Below are 15,774 nucleotides of genomic sequence, written 5' to 3'. Positions count from 1 at the left end.
GTGTGGTAACCCACATCTTGCCCGGAGGCCTTCATCTACCCCGCGTGTTCACAACCTGCCGGGGAAGTACAGCTAGGCCTCCTCCGCATCGGATTCCATGGCCCTACGCAGAACCGGCAGGGCCTGGGTATCGGCACGGCGTTCCTTCTCGTTGCGCCACAGGTACACCACCAACAGACCGGCCGCGGCACCGACGACGGTCTCCACCGCCCGCGCCTGCAACAGGTCCGCCGCCGGCAGCGGATGGACCAGCTGGGTCATCAACAGGGCCAGCGGGGTGACGAACAGCAGCGCCACGACGTAGTTGCGGCCGATGAACAGTTCCGCCAGGAACTGGCAGGCGATCGCAACCACCACCATGTGCCAGGTCTCCAGCGGCAGGGCGAGGACGAAGCCCGTCACCGCGACCCCACCCAGGGTTCCCACCACGCGGTGGATCCCACGCTGCAGGCGGGCTGCCGTGGTGGGGGCGGCGATCGGTGCCACTGCTGCCACCTGGGACCAGTAGTTGTGGGAGTCGGCCACCGCCAGGCTCAGGAGCCCACCCAGTCCGGCGGCCAGGAAGAACCGTCCACCGTGGGCCCAGACCTGCGCCGTCGTCGCACCGTGCGAAGGCAGGACGTCGGAGACGTGCCCGGTCACGCCCTCACCGAACACGACCCACACGAGGCCCAGGAGGACTGAGAAGGCCGCTGCTCCCCCGGCCACCAGCGCCACGGTCGGCAGGGGCGCCACGAACGAGGCGCCCAGGGACCCGACGGCCCCCGTGGCGAACACCATGAACAGCGAACCGGCTGGTTTCAGCAGCCACACGGCTGCCAGGACGGCTCCGAGCGCCGCAACGATCGTGGTCACGGCCAGGACCCACCCCACAGGCGCGTCGATCGAGGACAGCACGGCGCCGATCAGGACCGACGCCGTGCACAGCAACCCCGCGAGCGCTTGGTGCCGGAACCTGGCCCAAACCGGTTCCTGCCGCGCGTACACGGCGGTGAACGCCCCGAAGGCCGCGTACATGCTCAGGTCGAGGCGGTCCATCGCCAACAGCAGGAGCAGCGGCACCGCGACGGACAGGGCGATCCGCGCGGCCGGAAGGTGATCGGCCCGGGCCGGACCCAGCTCGACCATGCTGCGGAGCGCGGACGTGGGCATTCTGGGATCCTCCTGGGGGGACGGAGCGGCGTGGGACGGTGGCCCGGAACAGGCCGGGCGTCAGTCAGAATATGGGGATGACCTCCGATGCCCCGCCTGAATCCTCCCGGCCTGACCAAGATCACACTGTCGAGCCCGCCCAGGTCGGGTGGGAGGAGGCCCGGGCGTCGTTCTCCTTCCGCGTCCACGACCGGCTGGCCGACACCACCCCCGACCCGGGATCGGGCCCGTGGTTGGGGCGTACGGGGACCATCACCACCCCGCACGGTCAGATCCAGACCCCGGCCTTCATTCCCGTGGCCACCGCGGCCACCGTGAAGGCCGTGCTGCCCGAGGCCATGAAGGACCTGGGCGCCCAGGCGTTGTTGGCCAACGCCTACCACCTCTACCTGCGGCCCGGTCACGACCTCCTGGACGCAGCCGGTGGCCTGGGGGCCTTCATGAACTGGGACGGCCCCACCTTCACGGATTCCGGGGGCTTCCAGGTCATGTCCTTGGGCTCCGGGTTCAAGAAGGTCATCAACATGTCCACCTCGGCCGCCGCCGGAATGGTCGGGGACGACGACGTCGCCGAGGGCAAGGAACGCCTGGCCACCGTGGACGACGACGGCGTCACGTTCACCTCCCATCTCAACGGTGACCGACACCGTTTCACCCCTGAGGTCTCCATGCAGGTCCAGCACGGGATCGGGGCGGACATCATGTTCGCCTTTGACGAGCTGACCACGCTTCACAACTCGCGTGGCTACCAGGAAGAGGCCTTGGAACGCACCCGTCGATGGGCGCTGCGCTGCATCGAGGAACACCGCCGGCTGACGGAAGAACGCTCGCATCGCCCGTACCAGGCGCTGTTCGGGGTGATCCAGGGGGCGCAGTACGAGGATCTGCGCCGCAAGGCCTGCGGTGACCTGGGGGCCATGGACTTCGACGGTTTCGGCATCGGCGGTGCTCTGGAGAAGGAGAACCTGGGCACGATCGTGGGCTGGTGCGCGGAAGAACTCCCCGAGGACAAACCTCGCCACCTGTTGGGCATCTCCGAACCCAACGACATCTTCGTGGCCCTGGAGGCGGGCGCGGACACCTTCGACTGTGTCTCCCCCACGCGGGTGGCCCGTACCGGTGCGCTCTACCACCCGGACGGACGGTTCAACATCACGGGCGCCCGGTTCAAGCGCGACTTCACGCCGGTCGACGAGGGCTGCGACTGCTACACGTGCAGCCACTACACCCGCGCCTACGTCCACCACCTGTTCAAGGCCAAGGAACGTCTGGCGGCCACCTTGGCCTCGATCCACAACGAACGCTTCACCGTGCGATTGGTGGACCGCGCGCGGGAGGCCATGGCCGACGGCACCTACCTCGAGTACCGGGACCGCACCCTGGGCGCGTACTACGGCGGCAACCACCCGTAAGCTCGTGGCATGTCCGCTCTTGACCCCGTACCCGCCGACCAGATCTGGACCCTGACGCGTGATTTCGCGCATCCCGTGGCGTCGGTGTTCCATGCCCTCACTGACGCCGACGCGATCACGCGGTGGTACGGCCCCGCGGGCTGGTCGGTCGTACCCGACAGCGTCGAGGTCGACCCGAGCGAAGGCGGCAACCGTTCCCTGCGTCTGGCCCTGGACGAGGATCCGTCGCAGGAGGCCCCGGTCCATGCCCGGCATCAGGAAGTCGTCCCGGGGCGGCTTCTGGAGATCCACGAGTTCCTGCCGGACCACGAAGGTCGGCCCAGCGAGCATGTGATCGTCCTGCGCTGCGAGCTGCGCCCCATGGCCGTGGAGAGTCCCGACGGCGGCCGGTACGCCACGCGCGTCACGCTCACCCAGGGTCCGCTTCCGGAGCAGGTCCACGACCACGCGCGCGCGGCCTGGGCCAGTTCATTGGAGCGCCTGGCCGGGTTCTTGAGGGATCAGTCGTGAGTTCTCTGCCCGTCCCCCAGCCCTGGCTCTCCACAGTCACGGATCAGGCGTCCGTGATCCTCGCGGACAACCCGAGCGCCATGACCTTGGAGGGCACCAACACGTGGGTGCTGCGGGCTCCGGGGCACCCGGGCGCGGTCGTGGTTGATCCCGGGCCGGCGCTTGCGGAGCACGTGGAGCGGCAGGTCATCACGGGGCCGGTGGAACTGGTCCTGATCACGCACCGCCACGGGGACCACACGGATGCGATCGACGCGCTGCACGATCGCACCGGTGCCCCCGTGCGGGCCTACGCCCCCGAGCACTGCCGTGAGGCGGAGCCGTTGGTCGGCGGTGAGGTCCTGCACGCGGGTGGTGTCCAGCTCCAGGTGATTCACGCGCCGGGCCACACCTCTGATTCTTTGTGCTTCGTCCTGACAGAAGACACCGACGACGGCGCCGCCAAGACCCTGGTTCTGACCGGTGACACCGTCCTGGGCCGGGGAACCACCATGATCGATCACCCGGACGGGACCCTGGCTGACTACCTTCAGACCCTTGAGCGGCTGGAGGTCCTGGCCGACAGCCCCGGCCCGACCATGGGGCTCCCGGGACATGGACCCGTGATTCCCAACCTGGCCGCCACCTGCCGCGACCTGCGCGCCCACCGTGCGGACCGACTTCGGGAGGTCCGCACCGCACTGGGCGCGCTGGGCACCGACGCCACCGTGGAGCAACTCACCGAGCACATCTATCCGGACGTCCCGGACGGCGCCCGCCGGGCCGCGGAACATTCCGTTCGGGCGCAGCTGGCGTATCTGAACGATCGGCCCTGACGGCTGGAACCTGCGGTAGGCGAAGAGCCCCGGATTCACGCTGAATCCGGGGCTCTCGTGGCTGTTGGAAGAGCTAGGCCGCGTACACCGGCGGGCCCGACGGTCGCCGTCGTCGGAGGAGCCACCAGGTTCCGAATACCAACCCGACCAGGCCGAGCAGGACCAGGATCGGCAGGAACACTGCCAGCAGAGATATGACCACGGCAACGACGTCCTCGGCGGTGGAGAGCACCGGAGCTGCGGCACCGGCGGACGCCGTGTTGGCCACCGGACGGGTCAAGGCCTTGACACCGTGAACCACCAGCGCCAGGACCACGCCGATCACGATCGGCACCCACGTCCCGGAGGTCACGAACTGCTCGGGGTCGGTGACGGTGGCCGTCTCCCCGCCCAGGGTGAGCCCGGCAATGTCCGAGGTCATGGAGGACCCGAACACGATGCCGCCGGAGGTGGGGCGCACCACGGTCTGGATCACGTCGTTGACCGAGTCGATCGCGGGAACCTTGTCCGCCACGACCTCCAGCGCCAGGAGCACCGCGAAGATCGCCAGCACCCACCCGTTCGAGAGCCACGCGAAATTGGGTCCGAGGTCCACGAATTCGGTGTATCGATCCAGGAGACCCAGCACCAACAACGGGATCCAGGCGTTGAGGCCGGCCGAAGATGACAGACCGAGGCCCGTTAAGACGTCCATAGCGCCGATCCTAGTGGCAAACGTGAATTCCGGGCGTCAGAGGGCAACCCGTCGTTGCTCGTCACCCCAGTAGGGCTCGGTCTTCTTGAGCCGCGCGACGACGACGTAGGTCACCGGCAGCACCAGAACCTCCACCAGGCACTTCCACACGTACCCCACCACGACGTAGTTCACGAACTGCCCTGCGGTCTGAATGCCGATGATGGGCGCTGCGACCGCGCAGAAGATCACGGTGTCCACGAGCTCCCCCACCAGGGTGGACGAGATCAGCCGGGCCCACAGGTGCTTTTCCCGGGTCTTCGACTTGAGCCTGACCAGGACCCAGGAGTTCAGCAGTTGGCCGACCAGGAACCCGAGTAGTGAGCCCGCGACGATCAGCGGAACGGGGCCCAGGACCTGGACGAAGGCCTCCTGCCCCTCGTAGAAGGAGGCCGCGGGCAACGCAATGATGATCCAAAAACAGATGCTCGCGAACAGGGCCGCTGCGAAGGACGTGATGATCGCGCGGCGGGCCGCGCGGAAGCCCCACACCTCGGAGACGACGTCCCCCAGGACGTAGGCGATGGGGAAGAGGAAGAAGCCGCCGTCGGTGAGCACCGGACCGATCTGCACACCCTTGGTGGCACCGATGTTGGAGAGGATCAGCACCACCGCGTAGGCGGCCACGAACAAGTCGAACGTGGTGCGGGTCCGGGGGGCGAAATGGGGTGCGGAGGCGCTGTCGGAGGTGTTGTCTGAGGTGTTCGCGGTTGCCGGAGCGGCAACCGCGTGCCCAGAGGCGGGCTCGGCGGAGGTTTCGGAGGAGGACTCGGAGGTCATCGGGATTCACTTCCTGAAGCTCGGGTGGCGCCTGCATGGCGCCGGTGACGAAAAGCGGCGGCTCGTCTTGGTGACGAAACGCCCGGAGAGCACAATAAGCCCATGACTACAACCACGAATCCCCCGTTCGCCCTGACCGTTGCCGGGAACGAGGCGACCGGAGGTGCCGGCGCCCAGGCCGACCTCAAGACGTTCCAGGAGCTCGGGGTCTTCGGCTCTCTGGCCCTGACCTGCATTGTTTCCTTCGATCCGAAGAACGACTGGGGTCACCGCTTCGTCCCCGTGGACCCGCAGGTCATCGCGGACCAGCTCGAAGCCGCAACCACTGCCTACGACCTGGACGCGGTCAAGTTGGGCATGTTGGGCACCCCGGCGACCATCGACGTCGTCGCCGAAGCCATGACGAACCTCAAGCCCAAGAACCTGGTCCTGGACCCCGTGCTGATCTGCAAGGGCCAGGAGCCCGGCGCGGCCCTGGACACGGACGAGGCCCTCAAGGCAAAGATCCTCCCCCAGGCGACGTTCGTGACCCCCAACCACTTCGAGTCGATCTCCCTGTCCGGCATGCAGGACATCACCACGGTCGAGGAACTGGAAGAGGCCGCCAAGCGTATCCACGAACGCTCGGGTGCGGTGGTGCTGGCCAAGGGCGGCATCCGCATCGAGGGCCCGGAGGCCGTGGACGTCTACTACGACGGCGAAACCACGGAAATCCTGGCCGCCCCCAAGGTGGAAGGTGTTGCAGTGGCCGGAGCCGGTTGCACCATGGCCGCGGCCGTCACCGCCGAACTGGCAAAGGGCCTGACCCCGCTGGAGGCTGCACGGGCGGCCAAGGAATTCGTGACCGCCGGTATCCGCGAGCGCGTCACCTCCCACGCCCCGTTCGACGCGCTGTGGCAGAAGGGTCTGGCCACCGAACGCGCTGTCGGGTGACGTCCACCGCACACCCAGGTTTTTTACTGACAGAGCGGGCTAGTATGTCGTCATGCCCAAAATCCAGGCGGCGTCCAACGCCGAACAGCGCGAGCACACCAAGCGCGCGATTCTCGAGTCCTTCGGACGGCTTCTGTACTCCCAGGGGTTGACCGGACTGACCATGACCCACGTGGCCAAGAACGCCGGTGTCGGTCGCACCGCGGTCTACAACTACTTCGCGGACATGGGCGAGTTGCTGGTGGCCTACACCCTGGACGAGACCGAACGGTTCATGACGGAACTGCGCGGCGACCTCGAGGGCGTGGAGAACCCCGTCGACAAGTTGGCGATCTACATCCGGGCGCAGATCGACGACCTCTCCCGCCGTCACCTGCCCCCGGGGCCCGCCATGCGCTCCGTGCTCTCCCCGGAGGACTTCGCCAAGCTCGGCGAGCACGTCGGGGCGCTGCGCGGAATGCTGACCACCATCCTCCAGGAGGCCGTGGACGACGGGTGGTTGCCCGCCGGCGACCTGGAAGAGATGGGCCGCCTGGTGCACAGTTCCCTGACCGCGACCGCCGATCGTGAGGCGGTGTCGGAGGAGGCCAGGGAGGCCCACGAACGCCACGTCAAGGCCACTGTCCTGTTCGCGCTGCGCGGCCTGGGTGCCCAGTTCGACGCCGAGGGCAACCCGGTGCGGTCGCGGATCGAGCCCGCTGCGTTGAGCGTCGCGGTCTGACCCGTCACTCGTTCTTGGCCTGTGGCCACATCTTGTCCACGGCGTACCGGTCTCCGATCGAGAAGTCGTACTGGACGGCCCGTAGGTCATCCAGGCGTCCTTGCGCTTCGGGATCCAGGGCGTTCGTGTCGACCTCGTTGCCCTCGGGGTCCAGCATCCTGCCCTGCTGGATGACCGGCGTCTCCTTCTTTACGTCGTCCAACAGTGCGATGTAGGGCGGCACCTTGGCGTCGGCGACGTCGTAGACGGCGGGCATCAGCATGGCGGGGGTGATTGCTCCCCCGGCCTTGTACTCGTTGGTCTTGCTGCTCCACACGAAGTACGGCGTCCGCATGCTGGCGTCGGGTTCGTTGGCCGCAAGGATGTCTTGGCTGTAGACACCGGGGTGGTGGTCGCCGTAGAACACCACGATGGTCTCCTCGTCCCGGGTCTGGAGGTCGTCCAGGAACTGGGACATGGCCTCGTCCGAGTAGGACAGCCCGCGGGTGTACTGTCCGAGCTCACCGGACTGGGACGTTCCCTCGGCGTCGTATCCGATGGGGTCCTTGTAGTACCCGGGGTACGGACCGTGGTTCTGCATGGTCACCAGGTTCATGAACAGCGGATCCTCTTGGGTGTCCACCTGGTGCACGACGTCGGAGAACGCCGAGGCGTCGCTGATGTACGGGCTGTTCTCCAAGTGCTCCTTGGACTGCATCGCGGAGTCGTCGATTACCTCGTCGAATCCCAGGGTCTTGTACACCTCGGACCGCTTGTACATGTGCAGGTTGTACGCGTGCATGGCCACTGTGTGGTGACCGTCGGCCTCGAAGGCCCCGACGGCGGAGGGGTAGCTCTTGTAGTCGCTCACGAACATCTGGTACGGCGAGGTCACCTGTGGCTGGAAGAGCCCGATGGGCTGCCCGGTCAGTGACTCGAACTCCATGGTGGAGGTGCCGCCGCCGTAGGCGCTGGCGTAGCTCTGCCCGGACGTGGTCTCGGACATGATCTGCTGGGTGTTGGGGATCGGGTTCTCGTCCAGTTCGAAACCCTCCATCCAGGACGGGTCCGTGAAGGATTCGGAGAGCACGACCACGACGTTGACGTCCTTGATCGACTTCTCCCGGTCCTTGTTGATCTCGTCCGCACGGCCCTGGTACCGCTGTGCGATCTCATCCATGGACTCTTGGCTGTAGCCCTCCGGTGTGGGCATGGCCTGGATCGGCATGTTGTAGAGGAACCCGCCCAGGAAACCGTTGGCACGGTAGTTCCACAGCTGGCTCGAGTTACCCCATTCGGCACCGCGGGCGTCGTACATGGCGCGCCACATGTTGGGAGGGCCGTTGAAGTTCCCCGCGTGCACGAGGAGCCCGCTCGCAACGGCGAAGGTCAGCAACCGTGCCGCCAGCACTCGACGGTTCCAGCCCTGACCACAACGATGAATCCGGGGACGCGGGAACCAGTGCCCCAGGATCTTCCCGACCAGGAAGATGACCAGAACGATTCCGATCAGTGCCCCGATCGTGAGAGCGACGGTGCTCTTGCTCACCATGGAGAACACGAATCCGGCTTCGCTCAGGAAGTCCAGGTCGCTGGGGAACACCGGCTCCTGGCGCAGCTTGACCTTGTTGATGTTGACGCCGGCCAAGAGGAACGAAAGCCCGCCGACCAAGCCCACGGACCACCAGAGGCGCCCGAGTAGTGCCCAGACGAACGCGATGACCACGCAGATCAGCAGGACATCCAGTGGCGAGGTGGTGGCCAGGACGTGCCCAATGCCGTCCTTCTTGACTCGGATCGAGTACTGCAGAACGAACGCGCAGACACAAGCCGCCGCCAAGACCACGACGGCGCCGCCGATGAGGGAACGCCACGGCGCCCGCGACTTCTGGGCGGGCGAATCTGACGGCAAAGAACTGTTCACGGAAAGTACACTATCTAGAACAGTGCCCAATCCTGCAGTGTTGCGGGTGTGATGCTATCGTGCCGGGCACCCTCAATCGGTCACAAGACCGCTCTGAGCAGGGATCTTCACGCCCTCCACGGTGACATCCTGATTGCGGTAGTTGACCCAGACCTGGCGTCCGTCGGAGAGGTCACGACGCCAGACGGTGTAGTCGAACCATGTGGACTTCTTCCCAACGGCGTTCACCCCCGGGTCCTCGAGGACCTCACGCAGTTGCCGGACGTCCGGGTCGGATTCGTCCACGGAGACATCGGTGACCTTCTCGTACAGGCCTGGATTCGAGGCTGCGGTCTCCTGGCACTGTGGCTGAGCCTGCACGACCGACATGTCCAGGTTCGCGCCCTCTTCCTTGGCCGTGAGCACGGTGGCCAGGCTGAGAGTCATGTCCTGCTGACGTCGCTGGTCGACCTGCCCCATGAGTCGTGACGCGTCCGGAGTCGAATCCGTCAGGCACGAACCCCCAACGGTTCCGGTGAGGTTCGGGTCCGTCGTCGCCTTGACCGCGAACTGATGCATGACCACGGGCGTGGAACGGGACAGTGTGCCCAAGACAGCGGCGTTCTGTTCGACGGCGTAGAAAGCACCGAACTGGTCGCCCTTCGGGCCACCGATCACGAATTCGCGCATCATCCAGTCCAGGTCCCGACTGCCCGCCAGACGCTGCGCCAGCTCCACCTGGCTGGAGTCGTCCGAGTAGATGCCGAGGTTGCCGGCCAGAGTCTTCCCGCTGCCGTCGTCATCCATCGCGTCCGAAATCGTCCCGACGGTACGCAGCACCGCTTGCCCATAGGCGTCGTCGGAGCCCCACGGCCCCCAGGTCCCCACGTCATCCATGTTCTGACCGTGGGCCGGAGACATGGCCATGTCGTCCAGGAACACGCCGTCGAACCGCACGGGGGCGGCTCCGGTGGACCCTCGAACTGAATCCGTGGTGACCAGGTCCACGGCGCGCTCACCGCAGGCCTGGGCATAGGAGGCCGACTGGTCCGCGATGGTGATGTAGTCGAAGGCGGGGTAAACGGCGTTCCCCTTGTCGTTGGTGGCAACCGCGGAATTACCGGGCTTCACCGCGTACTGCTCGCCGTCTTCCGGGCGCACACACGTGGGGAAGAAGGGTTCCTTGTCCCACTCGGTGACGCCCTGCATGCCACCGATGTTCAGGTACGCCAGGAATTCGGTGTCTGGGTTGGCGGCCTTCATGTCCGCCAAGGTGCAATCACCCTTGGCCAGCGTGCCGCCGGCAACCAGAGGGGCCACGATCGCGGTGTCCACCGCCCCGACCATCGACCCACCGGGGCACAACGCCTGGGACTGTTGGTAGCCGTGCAGATAGGCCACGCGCCCCGCACCCGTGTTTCCCGCTGCACCGTCGTCAGGTGCAGCGACGGCGGGGACTGCAGCCGTCGCGAGCACAGTGGCCGTGGTCAGTACGGTGGCCGCGGCTGAGCGGGCGATCCGTGCGGAGGGCTTCATGGGAGATCCCCGTTCCATGAGTCGATGTCGGTTCCGACCGAGGTGCGGTCGTCACGAGGGAGGACCCTACAGTGCCATGACCTGCGATGACATGAAAAAGGCCCGTGACCTGCAATGACAGGTCACGGGCCGTTCGCGGAGGATGGGGGATTTGAACCCCCGAGGGCGTTAACCCAACACGCGTTCCAGGCGTGCGCCATAGGCCGCTAGGCGAATCCTCCAGATTGCACATGGTTCCCGCCGGCTCGGAAACACCGGGGGCGCGAACGTGCACACGACAGCCTAGACGATCCGGGCCGGAGAGGAAAATGCGGTCCGTGCTGAGGGGCGCGATCCCTGAGAGCGGGGCGCCGTCGTCGTCGGTTTCCACCCGGCCGCGCGGTCGGCTAGGGTTGTCGTCAGCCCCTCGTGTGGCGTCATCCTGCGGAACTCCCCCAGGGCCGGAAGGCAGCAAGGGTACGTGGGCTCTGGCGGGTGCACGAGGGGTCTTCACATGGTCGTTCTCGGCCGCTCCACAGCCGGACCGGTGGCCCCTACACTGTCCGAATCACTCGTTAGGGTGTCTGTGTGACCACCGCCTTGTACCGCCGCTACCGCCCCGAAACGTTCCAGGACGTCATTGGGCAGTCGCACGTGACCGATCCTCTGATGACGGCGCTGCGCAAGAACAAGGTCAGCCACGCCTACCTGTTCTCGGGCCCCCGAGGTTGCGGCAAGACGACGTCCGCGCGCATCCTGGCGCGCTGCCTCAACTGCGCAGAGGGACCCACGCCGAATCCGTGCGGCACCTGCGAATCCTGCGTGGACCTCTCCCGTGACGGCACCGGGTCCTTGGACGTCATCGAGATGGACGCCGCCTCCCACGGTGGCGTGGACGACGCCCGGCAGCTGCGCGAACGCGCGACCTTCGCCCCCGTGCGGGACCGGTACAAGATCTTCATCATCGACGAAGCGCACATGGTCACGCGCGACGGCTTCAACGCCCTGCTCAAGATCGTCGAGGAGCCGCCCGAACACATCAAGTTCATCTTCGCGACCACTGAGCCCAACAAGGTGCTGCCCACGATTCGGTCGCGCACGCACCACTACCCGTTCCGCCTGGTCCCGCCCGAGCCGCTCATGGACTACCTGCAGCAGCTGTGCGACCAGGAGTCCGTGGGCGTGGAGCCGGGTGTCCTGGCCATGGTGGTGCGGGCCGGCGGAGGTTCCGTCCGCGACTCCCTCTCGGTCCTGGACCAGCTCATGGCCGGCACGGACGCGGAACAGATCGGGTACGACCTCGCCGTCTCCCTCCTGGGTTACACCCACGGTGCCCTGCTCGACGACGTCGTGGACGCCTTCGCCTCCGGGGACGCGGCCACGGTCTTCCGCGCCGTCGACCGTGTGATCCAGACGGGGCAGGACCCGCGACGGTTCGTGGAGGACCTCCTGGAGCGCTTCCGCGACCTGGTGATCGTGGACGCGGTCCCGGAGTCTGCGGCCAACATCCTGCACGGAATGCCCGAGGACCAGGTCGCTCGCCTCCGGAACCAGGCCCAGCTCATGGGTGCCGCCGAGCTCTCCCGGGCGGCGGACATCACCAACGAAGCCCTCACGGAGATGACCGGGGCCACCTCCCCCCAGTTGCACCTCGAGTTGCTGTGCGCCCGCCTGCTGCTGCCCTCAGCGGAGAACACGACGCGTGGCGCCGGGGCCCGCATCGACCGTTTGGAGCGGCGCCTCAACATGGGGCGCACCGGCGCGCCCACGGGCCCGCTCGTCGACGTCCCCCAGGCCGCACCCGCCCCGGGTTCTGGCGACCGCAGGACGACGGAGGGTCCGACCTCCGGCACATCTGCGCAGGCTCCGCAGGCGGCTTCCAGCCCGGGCGCCGTTGCTGGCCAAGAAGTCGATGAGCCCACACGGGACCGGTCGCGGCAAACAGCCCCGGACTCGACGCCTCAGTCGTCGAACGGTGCCGCCGCGGAGGCGGACAACTCGCAGAGCCGTGACCGCCAGGAGGACGTGCCGGCGGCCGAGCCGCACGCGACCCCAGCGCCGCGCGTTGCCGCCCACTCGGCACAGGGCCCGTCCAGCGGTGGTGGCATCGACATGATCCGCGGGTCCTGGACCGAAGTGGTCAACGCCCTGGCCGACATCCACCGCGTCTCCTGGATGACCGTCATGCGCGGGACTCCGGCGGCCTTCGACGGCTCCGTGCTCCAGCTGGTCTTCGACGGGGCCGGGGACCGCAAGAACTTCCCGCGGTTCGAACCCAACCTGGTCGCTGCGATCCAGCAGGTGCTCGGCGTCTCCTGCCGGGTCGAGGCTGTTGGCCCCGGTGAGGCCGGTGGCGGAACGACCGGCCCGTCAACGCCCGGTGGGCGTGGCCCGGCAGGCGTCCCGGAAAGCTCGGGCGGCTCAGACCGCCCGAATCGGCCGGAACCGCAGGGTCCGCCCCGGCCAACGGGATCGGCGGCCGGACCGGATCAGGGTCAGTCCGCACCCCGAACGCAGTCCGCCACCGATCAGCCGTCCCACGCGCGGGACACTGCGCCCGTTCACGACGCGGGTCCCGTGGACTCGTGGGCCGTGGCCAAGATCCCGACGGGCACCGAGGGCACCGCGACGGATCAGGACGAGGACGCAGAACGGGCCCCTGACCCCGCTCCGACGACCGACCACCCCGCCGTCGGTGCCGAACCGGCCCCCGCCGCCGCGTCGGCGAACCGGGACAATGTGGTCGCGCGCCCCCGTGAGAGCTCTTCCACGACGCTGGAAGAACCCCCGACCGAAGTGGGCAACGGAAGCAGCGACGGCGACACCCAGGCACCCGCCAACGATCCCTATCAGGACATTCCCTGGCCGGACGAGCCTCCGCCCGAGGACGATGTGCCGCCCGAACAGTGGCGACCTTCTCCCGGAGGACGCGGCACCCGCGCACCCGCACGACCAGAGCCCACCCCGCACCCGGCACCTCAGCCGACCCCGGCGCACCCGTCGTCGGTGTCCACGTTGAAAACCGAACCGACCCGCGACCCTGCCGCGCCCACCCGCAAAGCGAGCTTCCGGGAACGGCACGCGGCGCACTTTGCCGCCGCGCAGGCCGAAAGCGCCCGTTCGGCGAGCCCCACCGCTGATGACTCGCAGGGTGACGAGGAGTTCGTCCCCAGCGACGACGACCTGTCCGTGGAGAACTCGGGGCTGCAGGGGCGGGCGATGATCGAGAAGATCCTGGGTGGCCGCCTGATCGAAGAACGCCCCCACGAACCCCGGATCTGACGACCCCCATAAAAGACGCGAATGAAGTGAGTGACCTGTGTACGAAGGTGCCGTTCAGGACCTGATCGACGAACTCGGGAGACTTCCGGGAGTCGGCCCCAAGTCGGCCCAGCGCATTGCGTTCTTCCTGTTGGATGCGGACAAGGACGACGTTCAGCGCCTGTCCGAAGCCATGATCGCGATCAAGGAGAAGGTCAAGCACTGCCGCATCTGCGGCAACGTGGCCGAACAGGACGAGTGCGCGATCTGCCGCGACGCCCGCAGGGACCAGAGCGTGATCTGCGTGGTAGAGGAGTCCAAAGACGTCATGGCCATCGAGCGCACCAAGTCCTACCGCGGCCTGTACCACGTGCTCGGCGGGTCCATCAATCCCATTGCGGGTGTCGGCCCGGACCAGCTGCGGATCCGCGAACTCATGACCCGGCTCTCGGACGAAACCGTCGAGGAGATCGTGCTGGCCACGGATCCCAACCTTGAAGGTGAGGCCACCGCCACCTACCTGGCCCGCATGCTCAACACGCTCGGCATCAAGGTCACCCGGCTCGCCTCCGGTCTGCCGGTCGGCGGCGACCTCGAATACGCGGACGAGGTCACACTCGGCCGGGCCTTCGAAGGGCGGACCGCGGTCACCTGAGGCCGCCGGTACGATGGACCGAGCCCTGACACCGCAACCCGCGGCAGCCCGAGACCGCCGGACGCAGGGCCCACAACGCAACGCAACACTGGGGAGCCAGAGCACATGAGCTTGATCGTGCAGAAGTTCGGTGGATCGTCGGTCGCGGATGCGGCCAGCATCCGCCGCGTCGCACGCCGGATCGTCGAAACCAAGAACGCGGGCAACGACGTCGTGGTGGTGGTCTCCGCCATGGGCGACACCACCGATGAACTGATCGACCTGGCCACCGAGGTCGCCGCGCATCCTCCCGCCCGCGAGATGGACATGCTGTTGACCTCGGGTGAGCGGATCTCCATGTCGCTGCTGGCCATGGCCATCAACGACCTCGGCGCCCCCGCCCAGTCCTTCACGGGTTCCCAGGCGGGCATGATCACCGATGGTGACCACGGCGCGGCCTCGCTCGTGGAGGTCACCCCGTCCCGTATCCAGGATTCGGTGAAGGCCGGGAACATCGCGATCATCGCGGGCTTCCAAGGTGTTCACCGCACCACCAAGGACATCACCACGCTGGGTCGCGGGGGGTCCGACACCACCGCCGTCGCCCTCGCCGCCGCGATGGACGCGGACGTGTGCGAAATCTATTCCGACGTGGACGGCGTGTTCACCGCCGACCCGCGGATCGCGCCCAAGGCCCACAAGCTCGACCAGATCTCGAGCGAGGAAATGCTGGAGATGGCGGCCAACGGCGCCAAGATCCTGCACCTGCGGTGTGTGGAGTACGCGCGCCGTTTCGGCGTGAAACTGCACGTCCGTTCGTCGTTCACCCGCGCCGAAGGCACCTGGGTGATCCCCAGCTCCGATGACACCACTTTCTCCACGTCCATGAAGGAGATTCCCTTGGAACAGCCGCTGATCGCCGGTATCGCCCACGACCGCAGTCAGGTCAAGATCACGGTCGTGGGGGTCCCGGACCAGCCCGGGATCGCGTCGACCATCTTCCGTCTGCTGGCAGACGCCAAGGTCAACGTGGACATGATCGTCCAGAACGTCTCCGTGGCCGACGAACCGACCACGGACCTCTCCGTGACCGTCCCGGAGAGCCAGGGCGAACTGGCCATGAACCTGCTGCGCGCCGCGGAGGAGAAGATCGGTTACGCGGGCCTGGAGTACGACGACAAGGTCGGCAAGTTGTCCCTGGTGGGCGCCGGCATGAAGTCCAACCCGGGGGTCTCGTTCACGTTCTTCGAGGCCCTGGCCGCCAACGGCATCAACATCGACATGATCTCCACCTCGGAGGTCCGGATCTCCGTGATCACCGCGGCCGACCGCCTGGACGACGCAGTCCGTGCCGTGCACAACGCGTTCAACCTGGACTCGGACCAGGACGCCACGGTGTACGCGGGGACGGGTCGCTGAGCGGACG

The 15,774-nt window shown here is 67.2% G+C and carries 13 protein-coding genes, 1 tRNA gene and 1 other RNA gene; 9 read left to right on the top strand and 6 right to left on the bottom strand.

The features are described from left to right. Positions 1-72 precede the first annotated feature (72 nt). On the bottom strand, positions 73-1,152 hold the full coding sequence (locus GWK18_RS11370; RefSeq protein ID WP_166835339.1) for an FUSC family protein: 1,080 nt from the start codon (positions 1,150-1,152) through the stop codon (positions 73-75). 77 nt (positions 1,153-1,229) lie between these two features. On the opposite strand from GWK18_RS11370, the gene tgt reads away from it, so the two are divergent. Genes tgt through GWK18_RS11355 form a run of 3 tightly spaced genes read left to right on the top strand, consistent with a single transcriptional unit; the run spans position 1,230 to position 3,889 of the window. After that, positions 1,230-2,564, top strand: coding sequence for a tRNA guanosine(34) transglycosylase Tgt (tgt, locus tag GWK18_RS11365; RefSeq protein ID WP_123823589.1), 1,335 nt, complete (start codon positions 1,230-1,232; stop codon positions 2,562-2,564). A 9-nt stretch (positions 2,565-2,573) separates the two neighbouring features. Next, positions 2,574-3,074, top strand: coding sequence for an SRPBCC domain-containing protein (locus tag GWK18_RS11360; RefSeq protein ID WP_123823590.1), 501 nt, complete (start codon positions 2,574-2,576; stop codon positions 3,072-3,074). Continuing rightward, the gene (locus tag GWK18_RS11355; RefSeq protein WP_325049521.1) at positions 3,071-3,889 is read left to right on the top strand and encodes an MBL fold metallo-hydrolase; all 819 of its coding nucleotides are present in this window, start codon (positions 3,071-3,073) and stop codon (positions 3,887-3,889) included. The genes GWK18_RS11360 and GWK18_RS11355 overlap by 4 nt, the downstream gene beginning before the upstream one ends. Before the next feature lie 73 nt (positions 3,890-3,962). Here GWK18_RS11355 and GWK18_RS11350 read toward each other — a convergent pair whose 3' ends face one another. Both GWK18_RS11350 and GWK18_RS11345 read right to left on the bottom strand, forming a co-directional pair. Next, positions 3,963-4,583 carry a DUF4126 domain-containing protein gene (locus tag GWK18_RS11350; protein ID WP_123823591.1) on the bottom strand — a complete coding sequence of 207 codons (621 nt, stop codon included), beginning with the start codon at positions 4,581-4,583 and terminating at the stop codon, positions 3,963-3,965. A 36-nt stretch (positions 4,584-4,619) separates the two neighbouring features. After that, entirely contained in the window at positions 4,620-5,402 is a 783-nt protein-coding gene (locus tag GWK18_RS11345) for a queuosine precursor transporter (RefSeq protein ID WP_123823592.1), read from the bottom strand. 102 nt (positions 5,403-5,504) lie between these two features. Here GWK18_RS11345 and GWK18_RS11340 point away from each other — a divergent pair, with 102 nt between their 5' ends. Together GWK18_RS11340 and GWK18_RS11335 are read left to right on the top strand one after the other, a co-directional pair. Then, the gene (locus GWK18_RS11340) at positions 5,505-6,335 is read left to right on the top strand and encodes a hydroxymethylpyrimidine/phosphomethylpyrimidine kinase (RefSeq protein WP_123823593.1); all 831 of its coding nucleotides are present in this window, start codon (positions 5,505-5,507) and stop codon (positions 6,333-6,335) included. A 52-nt stretch (positions 6,336-6,387) separates the two neighbouring features. Further along, a complete protein-coding gene (locus GWK18_RS11335) occupies positions 6,388-7,056 on the top strand; it encodes a TetR/AcrR family transcriptional regulator (RefSeq protein WP_123823594.1) in 669 nt (222 codons plus the stop codon). 4 nt (positions 7,057-7,060) lie between these two features. On the opposite strand, the gene GWK18_RS13490 is transcribed toward GWK18_RS11335, so the two are convergent. The 3 genes from GWK18_RS13490 to GWK18_RS11320 all read right to left on the bottom strand — a co-directional run bounded on the left by GWK18_RS13490 (position 7,061) and on the right by GWK18_RS11320 (position 10,695). Beyond that, positions 7,061-8,959 carry an alkaline phosphatase family protein gene (locus GWK18_RS13490; protein ID WP_123823595.1) on the bottom strand — a complete coding sequence of 633 codons (1,899 nt, stop codon included), beginning with the start codon at positions 8,957-8,959 and terminating at the stop codon, positions 7,061-7,063. Between the two features lie 72 nt (positions 8,960-9,031). Then, a complete protein-coding gene (locus tag GWK18_RS11325; RefSeq protein WP_123823596.1) occupies positions 9,032-10,474 on the bottom strand; it encodes a hypothetical protein in 1,443 nt (480 codons plus the stop codon). A 136-nt stretch (positions 10,475-10,610) separates the two neighbouring features. Beyond that, positions 10,611-10,695, bottom strand: a tRNA-Ser gene (locus GWK18_RS11320). A gap of 176 nt (positions 10,696-10,871) precedes the next feature. On the opposite strand from GWK18_RS11320, the gene ffs reads away from it, so the two are divergent. The 4 genes from ffs (at position 10,872) to GWK18_RS11300 (ending at position 15,767) form a co-directional block, all read left to right on the top strand. After that, positions 10,872-10,968, top strand: an RNA gene (gene ffs, locus GWK18_RS11315) — signal recognition particle sRNA small type. A gap of 73 nt (positions 10,969-11,041) precedes the next feature. Further along, a complete protein-coding gene (locus tag GWK18_RS11310) occupies positions 11,042-13,735 on the top strand; it encodes a DNA polymerase III subunit gamma and tau (protein WP_123823597.1) in 2,694 nt (897 codons plus the stop codon). 37 nt (positions 13,736-13,772) lie between these two features. Then, complete coding sequence (gene recR, locus GWK18_RS11305) at positions 13,773-14,369, top strand: recombination mediator RecR (RefSeq protein WP_123823598.1); 597 nt, start codon at positions 13,773-13,775, stop codon at positions 14,367-14,369. 105 nt (positions 14,370-14,474) lie between these two features. Continuing rightward, a complete protein-coding gene (locus tag GWK18_RS11300) occupies positions 14,475-15,767 on the top strand; it encodes an aspartate kinase (RefSeq protein ID WP_123823599.1) in 1,293 nt (430 codons plus the stop codon). Positions 15,768-15,774 lie beyond the last annotated feature (7 nt).

Origin of the sequence: Kocuria sp. JC486 (assembly GCF_011602805.1) — a bacterium.
Taxonomy (GTDB): domain Bacteria; phylum Actinomycetota; class Actinomycetes; order Actinomycetales; family Micrococcaceae; genus Kocuria; species Kocuria soli.
This window is presented reverse-complemented; position numbering and strand designations above follow the sequence as displayed.

Excerpts from the sequence above, each read along its gene's own strand:
- GWK18_RS11370 (WP_166835339.1), bottom strand. The coding sequence starts at position 1,152 with ATGCCCACGTCCGCGCTCCGCAGCATGGTCGAGCTGGGTCCGGCCCGG.
- tgt (WP_123823589.1), top strand. The coding sequence starts at position 1,230 with ATGACCTCCGATGCCCCGCCTGAATCCTCCCGGCCTGACCAAGATCAC.
- GWK18_RS11360 (WP_123823590.1), top strand. The coding sequence starts at position 2,574 with ATGTCCGCTCTTGACCCCGTACCCGCCGACCAGATCTGGACCCTGACG.
- GWK18_RS11350 (WP_123823591.1), bottom strand. The coding sequence starts at position 4,583 with ATGGACGTCTTAACGGGCCTCGGTCTGTCATCTTCGGCCGGCCTCAAC.
- GWK18_RS11345 (WP_123823592.1), bottom strand. The coding sequence starts at position 5,402 with ATGACCTCCGAGTCCTCCTCCGAAACCTCCGCCGAGCCCGCCTCTGGG.
- GWK18_RS11340 (WP_123823593.1), top strand. The coding sequence starts at position 5,505 with ATGACTACAACCACGAATCCCCCGTTCGCCCTGACCGTTGCCGGGAAC.
- GWK18_RS11335 (WP_123823594.1), top strand. The coding sequence starts at position 6,388 with ATGCCCAAAATCCAGGCGGCGTCCAACGCCGAACAGCGCGAGCACACC.
- GWK18_RS11325 (WP_123823596.1), bottom strand. The coding sequence starts at position 10,474 with ATGAAGCCCTCCGCACGGATCGCCCGCTCAGCCGCGGCCACCGTACTG.
- GWK18_RS11300 (WP_123823599.1), top strand. The coding sequence starts at position 14,475 with ATGAGCTTGATCGTGCAGAAGTTCGGTGGATCGTCGGTCGCGGATGCG.